The organism is Angustibacter sp. Root456 (assembly GCF_001426435.1).
In the GTDB taxonomy this organism is placed as follows: domain Bacteria; phylum Actinomycetota; class Actinomycetes; order Actinomycetales; family Angustibacteraceae; genus Angustibacter.
Genome location: NZ_LMER01000012.1, coordinates 23,124 through 31,015, shown reverse-complemented (window position 1 = coordinate 31,015; position 7,892 = coordinate 23,124). Strand labels below are relative to the sequence as shown.

7 protein-coding genes are annotated in these 7,892 nt (G+C 72.1%); 5 read left to right on the top strand and 2 right to left on the bottom strand.

Translation table 11 applies throughout. The features are described from left to right. Positions 1-265: 265 nt before the first annotated feature. The 4 genes from flhA (at position 266) to ASD06_RS04890 (ending at position 5,061) form a co-directional block, all read left to right on the top strand. Positions 266-2,338 (top strand): flagellar biosynthesis protein FlhA, encoded by a 2,073-nt coding sequence (flhA, locus tag ASD06_RS04905; RefSeq protein WP_056674044.1) that lies wholly within the window; start codon positions 266-268, stop codon positions 2,336-2,338. After that, entirely contained in the window at positions 2,316-3,467 is a 1,152-nt protein-coding gene (locus ASD06_RS04900) for a hypothetical protein (RefSeq protein ID WP_056674042.1), read from the top strand. Before flhA ends, ASD06_RS04900 begins: the two co-directional genes overlap by 23 nt. A gap of 34 nt (positions 3,468-3,501) precedes the next feature. After that, positions 3,502-3,750 (top strand): carbon storage regulator CsrA, encoded by a 249-nt coding sequence (csrA, locus tag ASD06_RS19755; RefSeq protein ID WP_056674040.1) that lies wholly within the window; start codon positions 3,502-3,504, stop codon positions 3,748-3,750. 99 nt (positions 3,751-3,849) lie between these two features. After that, positions 3,850-5,061, top strand: a complete 1,212-nt coding sequence (locus ASD06_RS04890; protein ID WP_157371523.1) for an EAL and HDOD domain-containing protein — start codon at positions 3,850-3,852, stop codon at positions 5,059-5,061. 70 nt (positions 5,062-5,131) lie between these two features. Here ASD06_RS04890 and ASD06_RS04885 read toward each other — a convergent pair whose 3' ends face one another. Continuing rightward, positions 5,132-5,557: a hypothetical protein gene (locus tag ASD06_RS04885; protein ID WP_056674034.1), complete on the bottom strand. Its 426-nt coding sequence runs from the start codon at positions 5,555-5,557 to the stop codon at positions 5,132-5,134. 249 nt (positions 5,558-5,806) lie between these two features. On the opposite strand from ASD06_RS04885, the gene ASD06_RS04880 reads away from it, so the two are divergent. Beyond that, positions 5,807-6,310: a DUF3145 domain-containing protein gene (locus ASD06_RS04880; RefSeq protein ID WP_056674032.1), complete on the top strand. Its 504-nt coding sequence runs from the start codon at positions 5,807-5,809 to the stop codon at positions 6,308-6,310. 19 nt (positions 6,311-6,329) lie between these two features. On the opposite strand, the gene ASD06_RS04875 is transcribed toward ASD06_RS04880, so the two are convergent. After that, on the bottom strand, positions 6,330-7,889 hold the full coding sequence (locus ASD06_RS04875) for an MFS transporter (protein ID WP_056674029.1): 1,560 nt from the start codon (positions 7,887-7,889) through the stop codon (positions 6,330-6,332). Positions 7,890-7,892: the final 3 nt, after the last annotated feature.

Sequence of the window (7,892 nt, the reverse complement as noted above, 5' to 3'; positions counted from 1 at the left end):
CACCGCACAACTCATCAACGGAACCGTCGTCTGGGACACCAGCTCAACAGACCCACCAGACCAGCCGCTACCGCCCCACCGCGCCAACCACCTCATCCACCGCCTCGTCCAGCAATGGGTCACCCCCCGACGCGGGTAGGCGCGGACCCGTGGCGCGGGCCTCAAGTCCTCCGGCTCGTCTGCCGAGGGAGATTCAGGACCGGTCGACGGCTGGTCGCTCATGCCAGGACGGCACCGCTACGGCCACGGATCGGCCACGCACTCGATGGGCCCGGTGTCAGTGACCTCTCGCGCGACCTCTCGTGCCAGCCAGCTCGCCCTGCCCATCGGCGTCGTGGGCGTCGTCCTGCTCCTCGTGGTGCCGCTGCCGGCTGCCTTCCTCGACCTGCTGATCGCCTTCAACATCACTGCGGCGATAGCGGTGCTGCTGGTGTCGGTGTACATCAAGCGGCCGCTCGACTTCGCGGTGTTCCCGTCGCTGATCCTGGTGCTCACGCTGCTGCGGCTGTCGCTCAACGTCTCGGCGACGCGACTCGTGCTGCGCGACGGCTACGCCGGCAAGGTGATCGACTCCTTCGGCCACTTCGTCGTCGGGGGTTCGCTGGTCATCGGCCTGGTGATCTTCCTGATCCTCGTGGTGATCCAGTTCGCCGTCATCACCAACGGTGCCGGGCGCGTCGCCGAGGTCGGCGCACGCTTCACCCTCGACGCGATGCCGGGCAAGCAGATGGCGATCGACGCCGACCTGAACTCGGGGCTCATCGACGAGGACACCGCCCGCCAGCGTCGCGCCGACGTCGCCGCCGAGGCCGACTTCTACGGCGCGATGGACGGCGGGTCGAAGTTCGTCAAGGGTGACGCCGTCGCCGCCATCGTGATCACCCTCATCAACCTCATCGGCGGGTTCGCGATCGGCATGCTGCAGCGTGGCCTGTCGCCGGCGGAGTCGCTGCAGACCTACAGCCTGCTCACCATCGGCGACGGCCTGGTCTCCCAGATCCCGGCGCTGCTCCTCTCGGTGGCCACCGGCCTCATCGTCACCCGCTCCACCACGCACGGCGACATGGGGTCGGACGCCGCCGCGCAGATCGGTGACCAGCCGCGCGCCCTCTACATCGCCGGTGCCGCGGCAATCGGCATCGGTCTGCTGCCCGGCATCCCCAAGCTCCCCTTCATCATCGTCGGCGCGGCCGTGCTGCTCGTGGCGCAGCGGGCATCGGCCGGCGCCGCCAAGGCGGCCGGGGTGGCCGAGGAGATCGCGGTCGCCGAACCGGCGCGCGAGGACACGCCCGAAGGGCTCATGGCCGAGATGCGCGTCGACCCGCTCGAGATCGTCCTGTCACCCGACCTCGTCGACCTCGTCGACAGCGGTGTCGGTGGTGACCTGCTCGACCGCGTGCGCGCCTTGCGTCGCAAGCTGGCCATGCAGCTCGGGCTCGTGATGCCACCGGTGCGCACGCGGGACAGCCTCGACCTACCGCAGGCCGGCTACTCCATCCGCATCAGCGGGGTCGAGGTGGGCTCTGGCCAGGCGCCGTCGGGCCACGTCCTCGCCATCGGCGACAGCCTGGACGCCGTGCCGGGCAGGGTGACCACCGAGCCGGTGTTCGGCCTGGCGGGCAAGTGGGTGCCGCTCGAGGCGCGCCAGCAGGCCGAGCTGTACGGCGCTTCGGTGGTCGACCGCTCGAGCGTGCTCATCACGCACCTGGCCGAGGTCGTGCAGAACCACGCGGCCCGGCTGCTCGGACGCGAGGACGTGCGGGCGCTCATCGAGTCGGTACGGCGCACCCACCCGGTGGTGGTGGAGGAGCTGACGCCGGCCCTGCTCACGACGGGCGAGGTGCAGCGAGTGCTGCAGGGTCTGCTGGCCGAGGGCATCTCGGTGCGCGACCTGGTCCGCATCTTCGAGGCGCTGTCGCAGCGCGCCAAGGCGGGCGCGGACCTCGACGGGCTGATCGAGGCGGCTCGCCTCGCGCTGGGTCCGGCGATCTGCGACACCTGGGCCCGCGACGGCGTCCTGCAGGTGCTCACGCTCGACCCCATGCTCGAGCAGCAGCTCGTCGACGCCGTCCGCCCGGGGGAGGCCGGTGGAGTCATCGCGCTGCCGGGAGGGGCGGTCGAGCAGCTGGTCGACGCCACAGCTCGCGCGCTTTTCGCGGCGGAGCAGAACGGCCAGGCCCCCGTGCTGGTCTGCCCGGCCGTCGTCCGGGCGCCGCTGCGCCGCCTGCTGGTGGCGCACGTGCCGCGGCTGCCGGTGCTGTCGTACGCCGAGATCGACCCGACCCTGCGGATCGAGACGACGGGAGTGGTGAGCAGTGCCCCAGCGATTGCTGCTTGAGGGATCTGACATCGACGAGCTGCTCGAGCGCGTGCGCACCGAGCACGGCCCGGACGCGCGCATCGTGCACGCCGAGCAGAAGCTCGTGGGCGGCGTCGGAGGCTTCTTCGCCAAGCGCCGCTTCGAGGTGGCCGTGTCGGTGGACGACGCCCCCACCGGCCCGGCGTCCATCGACGACCTGCTCGCGCTCGCCGACGCCCAGGACGGCGCGGCTCCACGGCAGCTGCCGGCCGCCGCAGCACCTGCCGCCCACCCTGAGCGCACCGAGCCGACGTCGGCACCGACCTCTGCACCGAGCCCTGCACCGAGCCCTGCACCGAGCCCTGCGCCGACCTCTGCACCGACCCCGGAGCCCGCGCAGAACGCCTCGCCCGTCGCTGCCGCCACGACGGTGCGCCAGCCCGGTCGGCAGGTGTCCACCGAGAGCGAGTCGTTCGACCACTTCGTCCGCGAGCTCATCGCCCAGGCCGAAGGCGGACCGCTGCACCCCGAGCCGGCGTTCGTGCCCGCCACCGTTCGGGTCGAGCGCGCGCCGGCTCCCGTGCCCGCGCCCATCCCTGTCAGCGCGGTAGCGCCCGCTGCCGAGGCCCAGCCGCCCACCACGACGACGGCGGACCCGCGGCTCGAGCTGCTCGACCGGCTGAGCACCGTCGCCGTGGTGCCCCCGACCGCGCTCACGGGCACGCAGGTCGTCGTCGGGCCGTGGGAGGCCGCGATGGCCGTGGCTCGGGCCTGGGTGGCCCAGTGCGGTGAGGGCGACGACGCCATCGTCGAGGTCGGCACTGAGAGCGCGGGTGCGGCCTCGGCTCGTCCGCAGGGCGGTTGCGTCGTGGTCGTCGCCAGCGACGGCTCGTCCGCCGGATCACGTCGTGCCGGACGGCGGCTCGCGGACCTGGGGGTGGACGCCGTGACCGCCGTGGTCGATGCGCGCTGGGACATCGCCGACATCGTGCGCAGCCTCGACGCCCTGCGCGCGGGGGGCGTGCGGGTCGACGCGGTCGCCGCGCACGGCGTGGCCGACGTGGCCGACCCGCTGCGACTGCTCGACCTCCCGCTGCCGGTGACCTGGCTCGACGCCCGGCCGGCGACGCTCGGGACGTGGGCCGCGCCGTGTCTGGACCGGCTCTGAGGCCGCGCCAGCACACAGCACCTATGCTGGCCCGATGCTCGTACTCACGCGTCGGATCGGCGAGAGCCTCGTCATCGGTGACGAGGTGGTCATCCGCGTGCTGGACGTCAAGGGGGATGTCGTGCGGATCGGCGTCGACGCGCCGCGTCACGTGCAGATCCACCGGCAGGAGGTCTACGAGGCCGTCATGGCAGCCAACCGGGCCGCCGCCGCCAGCAGCGACGCGGGCCTCAGCGCGCTGCAGGACGCGGTCCAGCAGCGCCGGCCGGGCGCCGACCACTGACGCAGCGCGACCAGGGGCGGCTCGAGTACGGCGTCCGGGTGGTCACCCGTGGCACCCCTCAAGATCACCTGCCCCTCCGCCGATGCACGCAGGGTGACGATGAGTGCTGACCTGCGGCTTCCCGACGAGTCGACGCCCGGTCGGGCCTCGCTCGCTCGACAGCCGATCGTCGACCGAGCCGGAGCGCTGTACGGCTACGAGCTGCTGTTTCGCGGCCGGGTGCCGGAGTCCGGCTTCGACGGCGACCGCGCGACCGCCGAGGTGCTCGTCACGGCGGCCTGCGACCTCGGGTGGCAGCGGCTCGGCGGTGGCCACCCGCTGTTCCTCAACGTCGACAAGGGACTCCTGCTCGGCTCGCTGATCGACCTCGCGCCGTCGGACCACACCTTCATCGAGGTGGTCGAGAGCGTGCACGTCGACGAGGCGGTGCACGAGCGCTTGGTGCAGCTACGCGCCGCAGGCTTTCGGATCGCGCTCGACGACTTCGTGCCCGGCACTGCGGCCGAGCAGCTCGTGCCCTTGGCTCACGTCGCCAAGATCGACGTGCTGCAGGTGCCGGCGGAGCAATGGTCCGCCGTGGTGGAGAGCCTGCACCAGCAGGGGTTGGCGGTGCTCGCCGAGAAGGTCGAGGACCGCAACATGCACGACCTGGCCGTTGCCGCCGGCTTCGACCTGTTCCAGGGCTACTGGTACGCCCGGCCGGCCGAGCAGCCGTCGATCGCGCTCTCGCCCCGGCACGCGGTCTGCCTGCGCCTGCTGGAGGCGCTCTCTCAGGATGAGACCAACATGGGCCACATCGAGGAGCTCGTGAGCTCTGACGCTGTGCTCACCGTACGCACCCTGCGGATGGCCAACAGCGCCGCGGCGGGCACGGGCCGCTCGATCAACTCGCTGCACCAGGCGCTGGTGCTGGTGGGTCCGGCCACCTTGTCGGGCTGGATCGCGCTGATGCTCGTCGCCGCCGAGGAGCCCGCCGAGGTCGTGACCTCGATCGAGGTCCTCGTGCGCGCACGCGCCTGCCAGCTCGTCAGCAAGAGCCGTGCGGGGGGCCCGGGCGGCGAGGCTTTCCTGGCCGGACTCGTGTCCGCGCTGTCGGAGAAGACCGGCATCCCCGCGAGCCAGATGCTCGACACCGTCGGCGCGAGCAACCTGATCCGCTCCGCGGTGCTCGAGGGCGCCGGCGAGCTCGGGAGCGTCGTCCGGGAGGTTGACCTGCACGTGTCGGGGTTCGATCTGGACGCCGCCCTCGACGTGCAGATGGCGCACCTGGCCGCCGTGGTGTGGGGCCACGAGCTGCTGCAGATGGGCTGAGCCGCTGAGCCTGCGGCGCTCAGCCCGGCGTGCACCGGGGATCGGGCCGCCGGGTTCGCGAGGGCTCCCGCTAAAAGCGGAAGGGGCGCGGGGGAGCGGCGAGGGTGGCTCGCGGGCACGCGTCGAGCGTGAGGCCGCCGAACTCCAGCGCGGAGTCGGTGAGGCTGTGCACGCTCCAGCCGTGCTCGACGCCGAAGCGGGTCACGGTGACGCGGTAGATGGTGATCTCGTACTTCGTGGGAGTGCCGTAGGCCACCTGGATGGTGCCGATGAGCTCGGCGCCCGCCGGGTTGTTGTACCCGTGCCAGGGCCGGTCGTAGAGGCTCCACAGCTGCGGCTCGGACTGCCAGACGCCGCCGTTCTGGACGTCGCGCAGGGCCAGTTCGACCAGGATGGCGCGCGCGGCCTCCTCGGGCACGATCGCCGCGGGTCGGATGACCTCCGAGACGACACCCTCGTCGTAGGCCTCCGCCATGAGCACCTCGCTGTTGTCCACGCCCGTGTCCCTCACCCTCGAATGGCGATTGTCCACCTGCTGCATCGGCAGGAGAGGACCTCGGCTAGAGCCGAACGGAGGAGATTTCGCCCGGCGTGCAGCCCGGGGTGGGACTGGTGCTCCTGAGGCGGCTGGGGCACAATGTGAGCAGTGCGCTCGCCGCACCGTACGCCAGCAGCACCGCCAGCACCACGCCCCGTCACTCGAGGTCGTTGGGGAAGACGTCCCTCGAGCCAACAGGAGGTCGTGATGTCTGCCGCGATGACGCGTGGTGTCGTTTTCGTGCACTCCGCGCCCCCCGCGCTGTGCCCCCACGTGGAGTGGGCGCTGGGTGGCGTCCTCGACCAGCAGGTCTCGCTCGAGTGGACTGGTCAGCCCGCCGAGCCCGGCACCTGGCGCGCCGAGCTGTCGTGGCAGGGCCGCGCCGGCACCGGTGCCCGCCTCGCGTCGTCCCTGCGCGGGTGGGCCAAGCTGCGCTTCGAGGTCACGGAGGAACCGAGCGCCGGCGCCGACGGCGCTCGCTGGAGCCACACGCCCCGCCTGGGCATCCACCACGCCGTCGTGGGCGTCCACGGTGACGTGCTCGTCGGCGAGGACCGGCTCCGCAGCGCCGTGCGTGCCGCTGGTGGCGACGCCCGCATGCTCCTGGCCGAGCTCGATGCCACGCTCGGCCGCGACTGGGACGACGAGCTCGAGCCCTTCCGGTACGCCGGCGACGGCGCCCCCGTGCGGTGGCTGCACCGCGTCGGCTGAGGGCGCCGTCGCGTCAGCGTCACCCCAGGTGAGCGGGAGCCTGGCCGTCGTTGGCGAGCACCTGGTGCTGGATGTTCAGGCCGACGAGGATGATCACCGCGCCCACCAGCACCATCGCCGCCGCCACCATGAAGGCGCGCGTGGCACCGTGCGTCTGCGCCACCAGGGCGATGTGCTGCTTGGCCGCCGCCAGCTGCTCGGGGGAGGTGGCCGACCCACCGGCCTGCGCCTTGGCCTGCAGCGCGGCGCCGAGCGCACGGCCCTTGTCGGTGGCCGCGGACACCGCGACCGTTGACAGCGTCGCCAACCCGAGCGAGCCACCCACCTGCTGCATGGTGTTGAGCACGGCTGAGCCGACGCCGGAGTCCTCGCGGGCCACGCCGCTCACCGCGGTCAGGGTCAGCGGCACGAACACCAGGCCGAGCCCGAACGACAGCAGCATGATCCACGGCAGCAGGCCGGTGACGTACGTCGAGTCGACCTTCAGGGTCGACATGCCGAGCATGCCCCCCGCAGCCAGGATGCCACCGGCACCGGAGATCCAGCGGGGGTCGACGCGTGACACGAGCGCCGAGGCGAGCTGTGCCGCCACGACGATCCCCACGCTGAACGGCAGGAACGAGAAGCCGGCCTTGAGCGAGCTGTAGCCGAGCACCTGCTGGATGTAGAGCCCCAGGAAGTAGAACATCGCGAACATCGCGGCACCGACGATGAGCATCACGAGGAAGCTGACGGCTCGCGTGCGGTCGGCGAGGATCCGGAACGGCATGAGCGCGTGCCGCGACCGCGACTCGATGGCGAGGAAGGCCGCGATGAGCACCAGGCCCAGGACGATCGTCGTGATCGTGGTGGTGTCGCCCCACGACGTGGTGGCCGCGTGCGTGAGCCCGTAGACCAGCGACACGAGACCGGCGGTCGCGGTGATGGCGCCGGGTAGGTCGAAGCCGCCCTGCTCGCGGGCCGACTCACCCAGGAACCGCGGCGCGAGGGCGATGACCAGCAGGCCGATCGGGACGTTGATGAAGAAGGTCCAGCGCCAGGAGGACTCGGTGAGGACGCCGCCGAGGATCAGGCCGACGGCGGCCCCCGCGCCGGACATGGCCGCGTAGACGCCGAACGCGCGGTTTCGCGCGGGGCCGGCGGGGAACGTCGTGGTGATGAGCGACAGCGCGGTGGGGGACGCGATCGCCGCACCGACCCCCTGCAGCACGCGGGCCGCGAGGATCTGCCCCTCGCTCTGCGAGATCCCACCGAACAGCGACGCGAGAGCGAACAGCCCGACGCCCACCATGAACACCTTGCGGCGCCCGAGCAGGTCACCGGCGCGCCCGCCGAGCAGCAGCAGGCCACCGAAGGCGAGGGTGTAGGCGTTGACGACCCACGACAGGTTGGCCGGCGTGAAGTCCAGGTCGGTCTGGATGTGCGGCAGGGCGATGTTCACGATGGTGCCGTCGAGCACCACCATGAGCTGGGCGGCGCTGATGAGGGCCAGCGCGATGCCCAGGTGCCGGTGGCCGTGGTCGTGCTCCGCCGCGGGCTCGGGCGGCACCACGGCGTCCGTGGTGGTGGTCTCGGACATGGG